The 15,537-nt window shown below is 69.1% G+C and carries 13 protein-coding genes and 2 riboswitches; of the genes, 11 read left to right on the top strand and 2 right to left on the bottom strand.

What is annotated here, in order from left to right:
• Window positions 1-3: 3 nt before the first annotated feature.
• Genes NP4_RS30665 through NP4_RS30645 form a run of 5 tightly spaced genes read left to right on the top strand, consistent with a single transcriptional unit; the run spans window position 4 to window position 4,169 of the window.
• Window positions 4-954, top strand: a complete 951-nt coding sequence (locus NP4_RS30665) for an ABC transporter permease (protein ID WP_068005416.1) — start codon at window positions 4-6, stop codon at window positions 952-954.
• On the top strand, window positions 951-1,796 hold the full coding sequence (locus NP4_RS30660) for an ABC transporter permease (RefSeq protein ID WP_068005413.1): 846 nt from the start codon (window positions 951-953) through the stop codon (window positions 1,794-1,796). The genes NP4_RS30665 and NP4_RS30660 overlap by 4 nt, the downstream gene beginning before the upstream one ends.
• Window positions 1,793-2,620 (top strand): ATP-binding cassette domain-containing protein, encoded by an 828-nt coding sequence (locus NP4_RS30655; RefSeq protein WP_068005410.1) that lies wholly within the window; start codon window positions 1,793-1,795, stop codon window positions 2,618-2,620. The genes NP4_RS30660 and NP4_RS30655 overlap by 4 nt, the downstream gene beginning before the upstream one ends.
• A complete protein-coding gene (locus NP4_RS30650) occupies window positions 2,617-3,390 on the top strand; it encodes an ABC transporter ATP-binding protein (protein ID WP_068005408.1) in 774 nt (257 codons plus the stop codon). The genes NP4_RS30655 and NP4_RS30650 overlap by 4 nt, the downstream gene beginning before the upstream one ends.
• Window positions 3,391-3,407: 17 nt before the next feature.
• Window positions 3,408-4,169 carry an alpha/beta fold hydrolase gene (locus tag NP4_RS30645; protein ID WP_068005406.1) on the top strand — a complete coding sequence of 254 codons (762 nt, stop codon included), beginning with the start codon at window positions 3,408-3,410 and terminating at the stop codon, window positions 4,167-4,169.
• Window positions 4,170-4,284: 115 nt separating this feature from the next.
• Here NP4_RS30645 and NP4_RS30640 read toward each other — a convergent pair whose 3' ends face one another.
• Window positions 4,285-6,999, bottom strand: coding sequence for an ATP-binding protein (locus NP4_RS30640; protein WP_082876356.1), 2,715 nt, complete (start codon window positions 6,997-6,999; stop codon window positions 4,285-4,287).
• Window positions 7,000-7,239: 240 nt separating this feature from the next.
• On the opposite strand from NP4_RS30640, the gene NP4_RS30635 reads away from it, so the two are divergent.
• From NP4_RS30635 to NP4_RS30610, 6 genes are all read left to right on the top strand, one after another.
• Window positions 7,240-8,535: a hypothetical protein gene (locus tag NP4_RS30635; RefSeq protein ID WP_068005402.1), complete on the top strand. Its 1,296-nt coding sequence runs from the start codon at window positions 7,240-7,242 to the stop codon at window positions 8,533-8,535.
• A gap of 67 nt (window positions 8,536-8,602) precedes the next feature.
• Window positions 8,603-10,153 (top strand): alkaline phosphatase D family protein, encoded by a 1,551-nt coding sequence (locus tag NP4_RS30630; protein ID WP_068005399.1) that lies wholly within the window; start codon window positions 8,603-8,605, stop codon window positions 10,151-10,153.
• 66 nt (window positions 10,154-10,219) lie between these two features.
• Window positions 10,220-10,307, top strand: a riboswitch (glycine riboswitch).
• A riboswitch (glycine riboswitch) is annotated at window positions 10,308-10,402 on the top strand.
• Window positions 10,403-10,442: 40 nt separating this feature from the next.
• Complete coding sequence (gcvT, locus tag NP4_RS30625) at window positions 10,443-11,555, top strand: glycine cleavage system aminomethyltransferase GcvT (RefSeq protein ID WP_068005397.1); 1,113 nt, start codon at window positions 10,443-10,445, stop codon at window positions 11,553-11,555.
• Between the two features lie 15 nt (window positions 11,556-11,570).
• Window positions 11,571-11,942 (top strand): glycine cleavage system protein GcvH, encoded by a 372-nt coding sequence (gene gcvH / locus NP4_RS30620; protein WP_068005395.1) that lies wholly within the window; start codon window positions 11,571-11,573, stop codon window positions 11,940-11,942.
• 15 nt (window positions 11,943-11,957) lie between these two features.
• The gene (locus NP4_RS30615; RefSeq protein ID WP_068005392.1) at window positions 11,958-13,325 is read left to right on the top strand and encodes an L-serine ammonia-lyase; all 1,368 of its coding nucleotides are present in this window, start codon (window positions 11,958-11,960) and stop codon (window positions 13,323-13,325) included.
• Between the two features lie 23 nt (window positions 13,326-13,348).
• The gene (locus tag NP4_RS30610) at window positions 13,349-14,197 is read left to right on the top strand and encodes a class I SAM-dependent methyltransferase (protein WP_082876366.1); all 849 of its coding nucleotides are present in this window, start codon (window positions 13,349-13,351) and stop codon (window positions 14,195-14,197) included.
• A gap of 6 nt (window positions 14,198-14,203) precedes the next feature.
• On the opposite strand, the gene NP4_RS30605 is transcribed toward NP4_RS30610, so the two are convergent.
• Window positions 14,204-15,472 (bottom strand): cation:proton antiporter, encoded by a 1,269-nt coding sequence (locus NP4_RS30605; protein WP_068005390.1) that lies wholly within the window; start codon window positions 15,470-15,472, stop codon window positions 14,204-14,206.
• Between the last annotated feature and the right edge of the window lie 65 nt (window positions 15,473-15,537).

Raw genomic sequence — 15,537 nt, 5'->3', positions numbered from 1 at the left:
GCGGTGCTCTGGTATTCGTTGCGGCGGGCCGGTCTGCTGGTGCTGTCGCTGGCACTGGCGAGTGCCCTGATCTTCGCCCTGCTGCGCCTGCTGCCCGGCGATGTGGCCACCACGATCGGCGGCGCGCAGGCGACCCCGGCGCAGGTGGACGCCATTCGCGCCGGGCTGGGGTTGAATCGCCCACTGCACGAACAGTATCTGTCGTGGGTGGGCGGGTTGTTCCACGGTGATTTCGGTCGTTCGCAGTTGAACGGGACCTCGGTGGGTTCGGAACTCGCCCTCAAACTCGCGGTCACCGGACCCCTGATCATCGGGTCGCTGCTGGTGGCGTTCACCGTCGCGGTGCCGCTGGGCGCGTGGTCGGCGATGCGGCACCGCAGCCGGATCGGCGGGTTGATGAACGCGCTGTCCCAGATCGGGATCGCGGTGCCCGCGCTGTGGCTGGCCATGCTGCTGATCCTGGTCTTCGCGGTCGAGCTGAAATTGCTTCCGGCACAGGGATTTCCGGTCGATCGCTGGGGTCATCCCGGCGATGCGGCGCGCAGCCTGGTGCTGCCGTGCGTGACGCTGGGTCTGGTCGAGGGTGCGGTGCTGTTCCGCTTCGTGCGCTCGGCGACCATGGGCGTGCTGTATTCGGATTATCTGCGCACCGCGCGGGCCAAGGGTCTGCCGTGGGCGCAGGCCCTGGTGCGGCACGGTTTTCGCAATGCCGCGCTGCCGGTGGTGTCGGTGCTGGGCCTGCAGTCGGCGACGCTGATCGTCGGCGCGGTGGTGATCGAGCGGGTGTTCACCCTCCCCGGTGTCGGAAGCATGCTGCTGTCCGATGTCGCCAATCGGGATCTGGTGAAGGTCCAGGGCGAGATGCTGCTGCTGATCGCCGCGATCCTGGTGATCGGGTTCGTCGTCGATCTGATCCACCGGCTGATCGATCCGAGACTGGAGGCGAGATTGTGAGCGTACTCGCGGCCCTGCGGCGGCGGCCCGCCGGATTGTTCGGGCTGTTGGTGGTGGCGGTGCTGGTGGTGTCGAGCGTGGTGTCGATCTGGTGGACGCCCTACGACCCGCTCGGCACCGATCCGCGGCGGGCGTGGCTGCTGCCGATGCGCGAGGGCCATCTGCTGGGCACCGATCGGGTCGGACACGATGTGTTCAGTCAGCTGATGGCCGGGGCCTGGCAGACCCTCGCGGTGGCGGTGCTGGTGGCGCTGATCGCCGGAACCCTCGGGCTGGCACTGGCTTTGGCCGCGCAGCTCACCCCGCGGCCGGTCGCGTCGGTGTTCGCCCAGTTCATCGATCTCGGCATCGCCTTCCCGGCGCTGCTGCTGGCGATGGTGCTCGCGGCGGTCTACGGCGGCTCGCTGCTCACGGTGGCCGTCGCCATCGGCATCAGCTCCGGGGTCGCGGTCGCGCGGGTGATGCGCGGTGAGGTGGCCCGGGTGCTCGACAGCGATTTCGTCCTCGCCGCACGGGCATCGGGTGCGTCGACGTGGCGCATCGTGGCCACCCATGTGCTCTCGGGCGTGCGGCCTACGCTGATCGTGCAGCTGTCGACCATGATGGCGCTGGCGGTGCTGGCCGAGGCGGCGCTGACCTATCTGGGATACGGTAATTCGCCGTCCTCGCCCTCGTGGGGCGGAATTCTCTACGAGCAGCAGAACTTCATTCGGGTGCGTCCGCTGCTGGTGGTGTGGCCGGGCCTGGCGGTCGCGGTGACGGTGCTCGGATTCAACCTGCTGGGCGACGCGCTGCGCACCGTCACCGATGTCCGGCTGCGAGACGAGGCGCGGCGGCGATGACCCTGCTCGAGGTGAGCGGCCTACGGGTCGAGATCGGCGACCGGGTCCTGTTGGACGGCATCGACTTCCGGCTGGACGCCGGGAATCGGCTGGGTCTGATCGGGGCCTCCGGATCCGGCAAATCGCTGCTGGCCCTGGCGATTCTGGGCCTGCTTCCGGCCGAGGCGCGGGTGCGCGGCAGCGTGCGCTTCGACGGCGTGGAACTGATCGGCCGCAGCGATCGGGACCTGTCCGGAATTCGCGGCCGCCACCTCGGCATGGTGTTCCAGGAGCCGCTGTCGGCGCTCAATCCGCTGATGCGGGTCGGCAGGCAGATGTCGGAACCGCTGCGACTGCACGGCGGGCTGGGTCGCCGCGCCGCCCATGCCGCGGCGATCGAATTGGCCGCGCGCGTGGGACTTCCGGATCCGGACAGCATCGTGCGCGCGTTCCCGCATCAGCTCTCGGGCGGACAGCGGCAGCGGGTATGCGTGGCGATGGCGCTGGCGGCCCGCCCGGCGATGCTGATCGCCGACGAGCCGACCACGGCCCTGGATGTCACGGTGCAGTCGGAGGTGCTGGCGCTGATGAACGATCTGGTCGCCGAACAGGGTGCCGCGCTGCTGTTCATCACCCACGATCTGGCGGTGCTGGCGCGCATGACCCGGCGTGTACTCGTCCTCAACGACGGTCTGCTCGTCGAGGAGGGCGATCTGACCCAGGATCTGACCCATTCGCGACATCCGGCCACCCGGCAGCTGGTGGAGCAGGCGCGGGCGGCCTCGTTCCGGCGCCCGGCCGGGGCGACCGGCGCGCTGGGCGATGCCGAGGAGGTGGCGCTGTGACACTGCTCGAGGCCGAGGGACTGAACCGGTCGTATCGGTTGCCGCGCACCGGATTCCGGGAACCGCGTCGTATGCGCCACGCGGTCCGCGATGTCGGGCTGACCCTCGAGGAGGGTTCGCATCTGGGCATCGTGGGGGAGTCCGGCTCCGGCAAGTCGACTCTGCTGCGCCTGCTGCTCGCACTGGACCGACCCGACAGCGGCGAGGTGCGCTATCGCGGGCGCGCGGTCGCGGGCCGGGACCTGCACGGGTTCCGCCGCGAGGTCCAGGTGGTGTTGCAGGACCCGCTGAGCTCGCTCAATCCGCAATTGTCGGTGGGGCATTCGATCGCCGAACCGCTGCGCTGCCTGCGCGTGCCCGGCGATCACCGGCAGCGCGTGGCCGAGCTGCTGATGGCCGTCGGCATGGAACCCGATGCGGCGCGGCGCTATCCGCATCAGTTCTCCGGCGGTCAGCGCCAGCGCATCGCCATCGCTCGCGCGCTGGCCCCGGATCCGAAGGTGCTCGTCGGCGACGAACCGTTCTCCGCGCTGGACATTCCGACCCGAGCCCAGATCATGGGCCTGCTGAAGGGTTTGGCGGATCGGCTCGGCCTGACCCTGATCATCGTCTCCCACGATATGGCCGTCGTGCAGTCGATGTGCGATCGGCTGCTGGTATTGAAGGACGGGGTGGTCGTCGAGCGCGGTGAGGTGGGCGCGATCCTGGAACGACCGGAGCATCCCTACACGCGGACGCTGTTGGAAGCCGTTCCGGTACTTCCGTTTTGAGCGTACGCTCGTCAGCTATGACCTCCGCCGAGCCCCTGTTCGTCCGGCGCTCGGGGAGCGGGCCCGCCGTGATGTTGATCCACGGTGGGCTGCCGCCGGATATGACCTGGTCGCGACAGGACGCGCTCGCTGCCCGCTGGTCGCTGATCGTGCCCAGCAGGCGCGGGTTCTCACCGAGTCCTTCCGCGGCGACGCAGGACTTCCTCGTCGATGCGGTGGATCTGACCGACCTCGTCGAATCCGTGCCCGGCGGCGCGCATCTGGTCGGGTTCTCCTACGGCGGCCTGAGCGCGTGCCTGGTGGCCGAGCGAGTGCCGCGACGGGTTCGGTCGTTGACCCTGATCGAGGCGCCGTTGTGGATCGCCGCCGAGGACGACGCATCGGTACGCGAGCTGGCGGACCTGTCCGAGCGGTTCGCCACGAGTGCCGACGACGCGCGGGCCGAGCAGGAGTTCTTCGCCCTGGTCGGGCTGGATCCGGCGGATCGGAGTGAATCGCTGCGCCAGGCGATCGCGCTGGGCCGTGCGATGCGCTCGCCCTGGGAGGCGGCCCCGCGGTTCGAGTCGATCGTCGCCGCGGACGTTCCGGCGCTGATCGTCTCGGGGGATCATCACCCGGCCTTGGAGCTGCTGAGCGACCGCCTCGCGGATCGGCTGCGCGCCCAACGGGTCCGGTTGCCCGGGGCCGGACACGGGGTGCCGCAGGCGCCGGGGTTCAACGCGGTACTGGAAGAGTTTCTGGCGCGGGCGGAAATTTCCGTTCCGGACCGGAAAATCTGATACGCCCGCCTGATCTGCGCCTCCGGGCGGTTTCTTCCGTTTCGAGCCGACCGATCGGCACATGCGATCCCGAGAATCGGGATGTGCCGCCGGCGGAGGGGACCGGCGGCACGCCTCAGGGCGTCGTCCCATTCTTGATCTTGTCCAGTCGATCGAGGGCCTCGATCTCGCCGCGGCGATGACCGATGGCACGCGATCGCGCCAGGGCCAGCTCGAGGAGGTCGGTCGCGGCCTGCCGGTCCCCGGTCAGATATCGCACCCAGCCGAGATTGCCGAGCGCGACGGCCTCGCCCGCGAGATTGCCGCTGCCGCGGTAGACCTCGCACGCCTGACCGATCAGATCCGTGGCGTCGGCGTAATCGTGTTCGAGGAATCGCAGCCTGCCCATATTGTGCAGGACGGAGGCCTCCCCGGTGCGATCGCCGATCTCGCGGTACAGCGCCAGTGCGCGACGCGTCAATTCCCATGCGGCGGGCAGATTTCCGGCCTGATGGTGAATCCAGCCCAGCGCGTTGAGGGTCATGGCCTGCCCGGGCAGATCCTCGGCGTCGCGATAGATCGCCAGCGCGTGCTGATGTAGGGCGACCACCGTGGCGCGATCGGTGGCGAAACTGGCGATCCAGGCCTGCATTCCGGTGGCGAGCGCCTGCTCGTAGCGGTCGCCGAGTTCGGAATAGATCTGCGCGACCCGTCGCAGCACATGCATACCGGCCACATGGTCGCCCGCGATATGACGCAGGATCCCCAGATGGCGCAGCGCCTCGGCTTCCCCGGCCCGATTGCCCAGATCGCGATGCAGGGTCAGGGCCCGCTGCAGCAGGGCGACCGCGGTGACATCGTCGCCGACCACATGTTCGATCCAGCCCAGAATGGTGAGCGCGGCGGCCTCCCCGGCGCGGTCGCCGAGTTCGCGGTGCATCGTCACCGACTGCTCGAGCGCGTCGATGGCCGCCTCGTGATGATCGGACAGGAATCGCGCCCAGGCCAGGGTGTGCAGCGCCTCCGCGCGGGCATGGCGGTCGTCGCCGCTGGCCTCGTCGTCCACCAGGCGCTGCAGCAGATCGGCCGCCTGCGAATAGCTTTCGGCGGGCAGATCCGCCGCGCCCAGATCCGGCAGGCCGAGCTGTCCGGCGCGGAACTGATTGAGTCCGGTCACCGCGTCGTGCCGGGCGAAGGCCAGGAACTTCTGCCACGGACCGCACAGGCGCAGTTCGCCGATGAGCGCGTCGGTCAGGGTGATCACACGCCCGAGCATCGCGTTGGCGGTGGCGTATTCCAGGCAGGCCATGAGATTCGCGCGTTCGCGGCGCACCCAGGTCACGGCGCGGGCCGAGGTGGACAGATCCGGAATGACGGGATCCGATGTGGCGGAGCGCGATTCCGGATAGCCGGGCAGCAGCCGCACGGCCGTGAGCGCGGCGCGCTGGTAGTAGTCGAGCAGCCGGTCCATGGCCCGGGCGCGGTCCTCGGTCGGATCGTCGCGGGCCAGGTTGTCAGCGAATTCGCGGAGCAGATCGTGCAATCGGTAGCGGCCCAGGGAGATCTCGTCGATCAGATGATCGGTGTAGAGGTCTTCGAGGGCGTGGCGGGCGGCGGTCAGCGGCAGATCGCACAGCGCCGCGACCGCGTAGGCGTCCAGATCGACCCCGGGATGCAGGCCCAGGCGGCGGAACAACCGCTGCCGGTCGGTGGGCAGATTGCGGTAGGACGTGGTGAACGCGGCGTGCGCGGCCCGATGGCCGGTATCGAGTTCGCCGAGGCGGTCGCGGGTGCTGCCGAGTTCGGTGGCCAGGCCGGTGAGGGTCCAGGTCGGGTGGTGGGCGAGCCGACCGGCCAGCAGCACCAGCGCGAGCGGCAGATATCCGCAGGAGCGGACGATATCGGCGACGGCGTCGGCCTCGCTGCCGGTCGGATCGCGTTGCGCCAGACGGCAGAACAGTTCGGCTGCGTGCTCGGGATCGAGGGTCTCCAGCGGCAGCGGTTGCGCGCCGTCGAGGGCGATCAGGCGGCGGCGACTGGTGATCAGGGTCAGACAGCCCGGGCCCGCGGGCAGCAGCGGTTCGATCTGGGTGTGGTCGCGGGCGTCGTCGAGGACCAGGAGGACTCGCTTGTCGGACAGGCGGTCTCGCCACAGCGCGCAGCGCGCCTCGAGCGATTCGGGCAGATGTCCGTCGGCGATGCCGAGATTGGTGAGCAGCGTGCCGAGCACGGTGAAGGGATCGGCGGGGGTGTGGCCCGGTGTGTGCGCGTTGAGTTCGACGAAGAACCGGCCGTCGGGGAACCGGTCGGCCAGCAGATGCGCGGCACGGGTGACCAGGGCGGTCTTACCGATGCCCGGCATACCGTCGACGGTGTGGATCGCGACCACTCCGCCCGGGCGCGCCGCCTCGAGCAGGCGACGCACCTCGGCGTCGCGCCCGACGAAGGTGGCGATGTCGCGACGCAGCGCGGTCGTGACCACCGGGCGCGCGGGCTCCGCGGTCGCCGCGGCCTTCCACAGTCGGTGCCAGGCCGCGTGATTGGACAGTCCCGCGGGCGCGGGTTTCGCGGTGGCCTCGGCCATGCGCAACAGGGTGACCAGCACCGGCTCGAACGATTCGAACCGGTACGGCACATTGCGCCCGGCCCGCCAGTCGCTGATCCGCTGTACCAGGGAACCGCGCCCGCGCCCCGGCGCCCGGGTCGCCCGCATCCGCGACTCGGTCGCGCTGGCGACCTGCTGCAGCGTCGGATTACCCGCGGCCTCCCACAGCTCCGCCAGCCTGGCAGCGAAAAGCGTTCGTGGTGTAGAGCTCCGGCCGCCCCCACGAGCGTCACCCACCGCACCCATGATGTTTCAGGATACTGAGGCCCGGAACACGATGTCACCGCCTCGAATGCCCCCAAAGCTGTCGTATGCGCCGCCGGAAACGACAGGTGGTGATCCGATGACCATGGACTCCGGACCGCCGGATTGTCCTCGAGTTTCGCCTGAGCGCATCCCCTTCCCGTCGGCGAGCACGTATTGTCTCGACCGACGGCATCGCTGATGTGGCGATGTCGTCGATTGATTTCGAAGGGGAGTAGATCTGTGTTGTACCGCCTGGATGATGTCGACTGTGTCAGCGCGCGAGGGCATGCGGCAATCGGCGGGGCCATGGCCATTCAAGCGGTGTGGTTGTACGACCGTGCCGTGGATATGGCCGGGCTGGCGGAGTTTCATGCCGCGCTGCGGGACGGCAAGTTGGGGCGTGCGGTGGCGGCGGCGGTGATTCCGGCCGCGGGGGATCGGTGGACCGCGCGTGCGGAGATCGCTCCGGTCGAGGTGGCTCCGGCGGCGATCGCGCGCGGGGAGCTCGAGGAGTGGATCGCCGAACAGGCTCGCGCGGAGTTGCGGACCTATGGCGGACCGGCGTGGCGGTTGGCGGTGGCCCGGCTCGACGACGGGGGCAGCGTGGTTTCGCTGCTCGTCTCGCACACCATCGTCGACGGGCGCGGGCTCTGCGATGCGGTGCTCGCCGCGGTCGCGCGCGAGCGGACCGAATTCCATTACCGCAGTGACGAATTCGGCGCGACCCGGCGATTGTTCGCCGATCTCGCCGCCGCCGCGAAAAGGGTGGGACCGGCGCTCACGGCCGTGGTGCTCGGCGCGCGCCTCGCCGCGGCCCGGCGCGCGCAGCCCGCGATCGACGCCGCGCCGGAGCCGGGATTTCGCGTGCCGACCCTCGATGTGAAGGTTCCGGCGCGGCTGTGGCGTGCGGCCGCGGCGGCGCGCGGGGGAACGGCCACCACGCTGGCGGTCGCGGTCATGGCCGAAATCGCCGCGGCGGCCGGACGGGTCGACGACCAGGGCACGGTCCGGATGATGATGCCGGTCAGCACCCGCGTCGAGGACGATCACCGCGCCAATGCGCTGGGCTCGATCGAATTCGAGGTCGGCGACGTACCGGACGATCTGGCCCCGCTGCGCGCGCTGATGAAGGAGAAGCTGTCCGCGGCCGCCGCCGCGGGACAGGCGCCGCCGCCGGTCTTTCCGGTGGCGGTGGCGCTGCCGCGCGGACTCTACGGCGTTCTCGCGCGGCAGGCGGCCACCGACTCGACCCGCACGGTGTGCTCCAACCTCGGCGAACTCGATCCGCGCATGGTCGATATCGACGGTTCGGCGGCGACGTCGCTGCGGATCGGCCTGATCAATCAGAGCCTGACCTCGCGCGCGGTGGTGGCCGGTCGCGGCGGAACGCTCTACGGCCTGTTCTTCGAATGCGGCGATCGAATCAGCCTGCAGATCAACGCGTTCCACCCACCCGCCCTCGAAAACCTCGAACAGCTGACCGAGGCGGTGCACCGGGTGCTGGCCCGATACCAGCTCACGGTGACGTCCGAATAGCCGGCGCTGGCGGGACTGTTCCCTGCGCGTTCACATTTCGTTGGGTTCGCTGCATTTGAGTGTGGGCATGCTCGGTTCCGATCTCGGTGTTTCCCGGCGCACGCTGCTGCGCACCTCCGCCCTCGGGCTCGTCGCGGTCCCGGCCCTGGCCGCCTGCTCCAGCGACGGGCCCGGGCTGGTGCGCGCGCGGCCGAGCCTCACACACGGCGTCGCGGTGGGCGATCCCCGCAGCGACGGCGCGCTGATCTGGGCCCGGTCGGATCGACCTGCCCGACTGGTGGTGGAGACCGCGGCCACCGAATCGTTCACCGACGCACGGCGATTCAGCGGTGCAATGCTCACCCCCGAATCGGACGGCACGGGCCGGTTGCGCCTGGCGGGTCTGCCCGCGGGCCAGACGGTGCACTATCGGGTGACCCTCGAGGGTGAGGACGGCGCGACCTCCGAACCGGTCACCGGCGTATTCCGCACCGTGCCCACGGCCGCGGCGGATATTCGACTGCACTGGTCCGGCGATGTCGCGGGCCAGGGCTTCGGCCGCAATCCGGATCTGGGCGGTATGCGAATCTTCTCGGCCATGGCCGCGCGCGACCCGCATCTGTTCCTGCACTCCGGCGATGCCATCTACGCCGACAATCCGATGCAGGAATCGGTGACGCTGCCCGACGGCCGGGTGTGGCGCAATATCGTCACCGAGGCCAAACACGCCCCCGCCGAGACGCTCGAGCAGTACCGCGGCCAATACGCCTACAACCTGGGCGACGAGCACTACCGACGCTTCAATGCCGCGGTGGCGCAGGTGGTTCAGTGGGACGACCACGAGACGACCAACAACTGGTCCCCGGGCGGCGCCGTGGCCGCGGACAAGGGCTACCACGAACGCAATATGGATGTGCTGGCCACCCGATCCTGGCAGGCGTTCCACGAGTGGATGCCGCTGGATCCGCGCGAGACGGCCGATGGGCGGCTGTACCGCAAGATCTCCTACGGTCCGCTGCTGGACATCTTCGTCCTGGATATGCGCACCTACAAGGACACCAACGGCGTCAATACCGCACCGGGCGGTCGCATCTTCGGCCCCGACCAGACCCGCTGGCTGATCGAGGGCCTGCGGGATTCGCGGGCCACCTGGAAGCTCGTGGCCAACGATCTGCCGCTGGGTCTGGTGGTGCCCGACGGCAAGACCGCGTTCGAGGGCCCCGCCAACGGCGATCCCGGCGCGCCCTCGGGCCGGGAATCGGAAATCGCGCAGGTGCTCTCGGCGGTGAAGGCCAACCGCGTGAGCGGCGTGGTGTGGTTGACCGCCGATGTGCACTACAGTGCCGCGCATCGGTACTCGCCGGAGCGGGCCGCCTTCACCGATTTCGACGAGTTCTGGGAATTCGTCTCCGGACCGCTGCACGCGGGCGCCTTCGGCCCCAATGTCCTCGACGCGACCTTCGGCCCCGAGGCGGTTTTCGTGCACGCGCCGCCCACCCAGAACACCTCACCCCTGGACAGCGGCTTCCAGCATTTCGGCGAGGTGCTGATCGACGGCAGGACGCGGGAGCTGACGGTGAACCTGTGCGACGCGTCCGGAACGGTGCTGTTCACCCAGCGCCTCACCCCGCCGCGCTAGCACCCGATGTGCCGGGGGCCCCGACTTCGCCTATGCTGACCGACACAATCGAATATCGGGCCGCTATGAATCGGAGCGGGAGAGTCCCCGGACACGGGGCGCCGAAGGAGCAACCTCCCCGGAATCTCTCAGGTACAGGTACCGTTTCGAACAGGCCACTCTGGAAAGCAGGCGCACCGAGCGCCTCACCCACGGTGCAAACCGCCACACGGCGGTGAAGCTCTCAGGTCCCATGACAGAGGGGGAGTTCCGCTACCGGGCGCGAGTCCGGTCGACTCGAGGACCTCCCATGACTGTCGTTCGGCCGACGGCGAGCACGCTGTCGCCCCTGGATTCCGTACACGCCGCAGCAGGCGCCTCGTTCATCGACTTCGGCGGTTGGCGCATGCCCGTGCGCTACGGCAGCGAACTGGCCGAACATCGCGCGGTGCGGGAGGCGGCCGGAATCTTCGACCTGTCGCATATGGGCGAAATCGAGATCTCCGGGCCCGAGGCCGCCCGCATGCTCGACTTCGCGCTGGTCGGTCATCTGTCCGCGGTCGCGGTGGGGCGCGCCCGCTACACGATGCTGTGCCACGACAACGGCGGCGTTCTCGACGATCTCGTGGTGTATCGACTGGCCGCCGACCGCTTCCTGGTGGTCGCCAACGCGGCCAACGCGCATGTGATCCATGTGCTGCTGCGCGATCGCGCGCACGGTTTCGCGGTCGAGGTGACCAACCGCTCGGCCGAATTCGCGCTGATCGCGGTGCAGGGTCCCCGCTCGGCCGCCATCGTCGGCGCGGTCACCGACGCCGAACTCGCGGCGCTGAAGTACTACGCGAGCGTGCCCGCCCGCATCGCCGGAACCGATGTGCTGCTGGCCCGCACCGGCTACACCGGCGAGGACGGTTTCGAGGTGTACTGCCCGCCGGAGCGGGCCGCCGACATCTGGCAGTCCCTGGTCGAGGCCGGTGATCCGCACGGTCTGATACCGGCCGGACTGGCGTGCCGCGACACGTTGCGACTCGAGGCCGGAATGCCGTTGTACGGCAATGAACTTCATGTCGGCGTCACGCCGTTCGAGGTCGGGCTGGGCCGGGTCGTGAAATTCGACAAGCCCGGCGCCTTCGTCGGACGCGCCGCCCTGGCCGCTCGGCGCGACAGCGGCCCCGAGCGAATTCTGGTCGGACTGGTCGGCGACGGTCGCCGCGCGGGCCGCCACGGTTATCCGATCTTCCACGGCGACACCGAGATCGGCGTCGTCACCAGCGGTGCGCTCTCGCCCACGCTGGGCCGCCCGATCGCGATGGCGATGGTGGCCCCGAAATACGCCGAACCGGGAACCGCGCTGACCGTCGATCTGCGCGGCCGCCACGAGCCGGTCGAGGTCGTCGCCCTGCCCTTCTACTCTCGCTCCTGAAAGGCGCTGTCCGATATGGGATTCCCCGAACATCTGCGTTATACCGAGGAGCACGAGTGGCTCTCGACCGATGACGGCGTCGCGACCGTCGGCGTGACCGAATACGCCGCCTCCTCGCTCGGCGATATCGTGTTCGTCCAGCTGCCCGCGGTCGGCGATCGGGTCACCCGCGGGGCGACCTGCGGTGAGATCGAATCCACCAAATCGGTGAGCGATCTGTATTCGCCGGTGTCCGGTGAGGTCGTCGCGGTCAACGAGGTCGTCGTCGACGGCCCCGAGGTGGTCAATACCGATCCCTACGGCGAGGGCTGGCTGTTCCGGGTCCGCGTCGAGGAGTTCGGCGAACTGCTGGACGCCGCGGCCTATGCGGCGCTGACCGGCGCCTAGAAGGGTGACGCGGCCATGACCCTGAGCGTGTTCGACATGTTCAGCATCGGCGTCGGACCGTCGAGTTCGCATACCGTCGGCCCGATGCGCGCGGCCCTGATGTTCGTCGAATCCCTGACCGCGCAAGGGCATTCGAAGCAGACCGCGCGGATCCGCGCCGAGCTCTACGGTTCGCTGGGCGCGACCGGACGCGGGCACGGCAGCGATCACGCGGTGATCCTCGGGCTGTGCGGTGAGCGCCCGGAGAGCGTCGACACCGATCTCGCGCCGAAGACCGTCGAGGCCGTGCGCCTGAACCGTCGGCTGTCGCTGCCGGGCGGACCCGAGATCGACTTCGACGAGTCGACCGATCTGCTGCTGCTCGGACGCGAATCGCTGCCGGGACATCCCAACGGCATGCGCTTTCGCGCCTTCGACGAGGCGAATACCGTACTGTCCGAACGCGTTTACTACTCCGTCGGCGGCGGCTTCGTCCACGACGAATCCGCCCCGGCGCAACCGGCGAGCGTCGCCGAACGGGCCGTACCCCACCCGTTCCGCACCGCCGACGAACTGCTCGCCCACTGCCGCGCCAGCGGCCTTCCGGTGAGCGGGGTGATGCGCGCCAACGAGCGGGCGCTGGGCGATGACGCCGAGATCGACGCGGGCCTGCTGCGGATCTGGCAGGTGATGGCCGATTGCGTGCGTCGCGGCTGTGAGCGCGACGGTGTGCTGCCCGGCGGACTGCTCGTGCCGCGCCGCGCGAAAACCCTGTGCGACAAGCTGAATTCGGAACAGTCCGACGATCCGCTGGTCACCATGGACTGGGTCAGCCTGTACGCGATGGCGGTCAACGAGGAGAATGCCGCGGGCGGGCGGGTGGTCACCGCGCCCACCAACGGCGCGGCGGGTATCGTCCCGGCGGTCCTGCACTACTACCGCCACTTCGTACCGGGAGCCGACGACGCGGGCACGGTTCGGTTCCTGCTGACCGCGGGCGCGATCGGCGTGGTGCTCAAGGAAACCGGCTCGATCTCCGGCGCGGAGGTGGGTTGTCAGGGCGAGGTCGGTTCGGCGTGCGCCATGGCCGCCGGGGCGCTGACCGAGGTGCTGGGCGGTACGCCCGAACAGGTGGAGAATGCCGCCGAGATCGGCCTCGAACACCATCTCGGACTGACCTGCGATCCGATCGGCGGCCTGGTCCAGATCCCGTGCATCGAGCGCAATGCGGTGGCGGCGGTAAAGGCGATCAATGCCTCCCGAATAGCCCTGCGCGGTAACGGAATTCATGTGGTCTCGCTCGACAAGGCGATCCGGACCATGCGTGCCACCGGCGCGGATATGAGCGACAAGTACAAGGAGACCAGCCGGGGCGGCCTCGCCGTCAATGTCATCGAGTGCTGAACCGCGCGAGCTATCCTGGGGCCGTGCGAGCTTCCGATACCGCGATCGGCCCGATCACGGTGGCCGCGATCGAACAGTACGTTCCCCGCGAGCGACGTGTGTTCACCGACGAGCTGGCGCTCGGGATGCTGCCGCCCGCGGGTCGGCGGCTCGTCGCGGCGGCGCGGTGGCGGCCGGTGCGCGAGGCGCTGCTGTGGGCGATGGGGCGTGTGGTCGGCGCGAGCGTGCTGCTGTGGATGGTCTGCCGCAAGCGCTATCTCGACGATGTTGTGACCGCCGCCATCGCCGACGGCTGCGAGGCCGTGGTCATTCTGGGCGCTGGATTCGATACGCGCGGTTACCGATCCGGTGGTGAGGTGCCGGTGCTGGAGGTGGACCAACCGGTCAACATCGCCGCCAAGCGGTCCCGGATGCCGGTGCCCGAGCACGTCACCCTGGTGCCGATCGACTTCGAAACCGAGGATCTGGCCGAGGTTCTCGCGCGCTACGGCTACCGCACCGACCGCCGGACCGTCTTCGTCTGGGAGGGCGTCACCCAGTACCTCACCGAAAACGCCGTGCGCGCAACGCTGTCCGCCCTGGCCGATGCCGCGCCCCGCAGCAGGCTGGCCTTCACCTATGTGCTCGCCGATTTCCTCGAGGGCGTCGATCTCGACGGCCTCGAGAGTTTTCATCGTCGTCATGTCGTCCGCGACAAGCTCTGGCTGTTCGGTCTCGCCCCGGACCGGGTCGGCCCGCTGCTGGCCGAATACGGTTGGCGTGAAACCGAACAGCTCGACGACACCGCCTGCCGCACCCGCTACCTCGACCCGGCCCGTAGGCCGGGCCGGGTCACCCGGATCGAGCGCTGTGTTCTGGCCGAGAAGGTCTGATCGGCGTCACGTTCGCGGCGCGCTGAGCGCGGGTTCCTCGATCTGCCCGGGGGACTTGGGTTCTCGGCGGTCCAGCCAGGACAGGATCGGCGACGCCATTGTCGTGGTCACCAAAGCCACCAGGACCAGTGCGGTGAACAGCTGGTTGGTGACGATGCCCGCGGCCAGGCCGATATTGAGCGCGATGAGCTGCATCAGACCGCGAGCGTTCATGAGCGCTCCGACGCGCAGCGCGGTCAGATTGTCCTCACCGCACAGCCGAGCCGCCGCCCAGCAGCCGCCGTATTTGCCGAGTACGGCCACGGCGACCGAGGCGGCGGCGAAGATGATCACGGACGGCTTGGTGAACAGGTCGAAGCGGGTCTGCAGGCCCGAATAGGTGAAGAACATGGGCAGGAACAGGACCCGGGTCACCGAGTGCATACCGTGCACGATCTCGTCGGAGGCCTCGCCCGGCGGCATGACCAGTCCGAGGCAGAACGCGCCGAACACCGCGTACAGCCCAGCCACGTCGGTGAACCAGGCCGCGCCGAACAACACCGTGCTGACGACCAGCAGCCGCGTCTCGGTGCCCGCCCCGGGCCGCGTCAGGTACCAGGCGAGGAAGCGCCGGACCACCAATACCAGCAGTATCACGAAAAGTACGCTGCCCCCGACCGCCAGCAGGATGGGCTTGACGTGTCCGGAGGCCACGCTGAGCACGCCCGCGAGCAGGATCCACGCGACGACGTCGTCGGTGGCCCCGGCGGCCAGTGACAGCGAGCCGAAGCGGGTGCCGGAGATGCCGCGTTCGGTGATGATCCTGGCCAGCATGGGGAAGGCGGTGATGGCCAATGCCACGGCGACGAAGGCGACAGTGACGCCGATCGCTACGCCCGGGACGAAGATGTCCACCCTGTCGCGGGCTCCCAGCGCCAGGACCGTGCCCCCCAGCATCGGCACGACCATTCCGGCCACCGAGATAATCAGCGCGCTCCTGGCGAGTCCGCGCCCGGCGTGCCGCCGAAATTCGTATCCCGCGTGGAACATCAATGCCACCAGCCCGATCTGGCCGACGACATAGAGGATCGGACGGAGTTCGGTGGGAAAGACCTCCTTGGACAGGCCGGGTGCGAGCAGCCCGAATACCGACGGGCCGAGTACGACGCCCGCGATCATCTCACCCACCACCGCGGGCTGGCCGAGTCTGGTGAGGATGAACGAGACGATGCGGCAGACCAGGAGGATGACTACGGCCGCGATGAAGAAAGCCGGTGCGAGTTCACTTGCGCTCATGACGCTCCCTACCGATGGGCGAAGGATTCCTCGCACAGCAATGGCGGCACGTGGAAACGGGCCCA

The sequence above is a fragment of the Nocardia pseudobrasiliensis NBRC 108224 genome (assembly GCF_001613105.1).
Lineage (GTDB): Bacteria > Actinomycetota > Actinomycetes > Mycobacteriales > Mycobacteriaceae > Nocardia > Nocardia pseudobrasiliensis.
This window is presented reverse-complemented; position numbering and strand designations above follow the sequence as displayed.

Coding starts and splice junctions, on each gene's coding strand:
- NP4_RS30655 (WP_068005410.1), top strand. CDS start 1,793: ATGACCCTGCTCGAGGTGAGCGGCCTACGGGTCGAGATCGGCGACCGG.
- NP4_RS30615 (WP_068005392.1), top strand. CDS start 11,958: ATGACCCTGAGCGTGTTCGACATGTTCAGCATCGGCGTCGGACCGTCG.
- gcvT (WP_068005397.1), top strand. CDS start 10,443: ATGACTGTCGTTCGGCCGACGGCGAGCACGCTGTCGCCCCTGGATTCC.
- NP4_RS30630 (WP_068005399.1), top strand. CDS start 8,603: ATGCTCGGTTCCGATCTCGGTGTTTCCCGGCGCACGCTGCTGCGCACC.
- NP4_RS30645 (WP_068005406.1), top strand. CDS start 3,408: ATGACCTCCGCCGAGCCCCTGTTCGTCCGGCGCTCGGGGAGCGGGCCC.
- gcvH (WP_068005395.1), top strand. CDS start 11,571: ATGGGATTCCCCGAACATCTGCGTTATACCGAGGAGCACGAGTGGCTC.
- NP4_RS30605 (WP_068005390.1), bottom strand. CDS start 15,472: ATGAGCGCAAGTGAACTCGCACCGGCTTTCTTCATCGCGGCCGTAGTC.
- NP4_RS30640 (WP_082876356.1), bottom strand. CDS start 6,999: ATGGGTGCGGTGGGTGACGCTCGTGGGGGCGGCCGGAGCTCTACACCA.